We start from the raw sequence: 204 nt of genomic DNA on the forward strand, positions 1-204 counted from the left end.
GCCGCAGCTTGTATTAGAGAAGCCGTTTCAGCAGGATTAGATATTCTGTTACGGCTCTTACGACTAATGAATTCAATGAGTTCTTCGGTAGAAGAATTTACTAAATCCTCATTGGTCATAAATTCAGTGAGCAAGGCTTCGGCGGTAGCACCATATTTATTAGAAAAAGGATGCTCTTCATTTTTAAGCATGGCGAATTCGCTG

1 pseudogene is annotated in these 204 nt (G+C 40.2%); it reads right to left on the reverse strand.

The window, feature by feature from the left end:
• A pseudogene (locus tag ACX6CF_RS27070) lies at window positions 1-204 on the reverse strand (IS110 family transposase); the annotation flags it as partial.

This window comes from Vallitalea sediminicola, assembly GCF_054408565.1.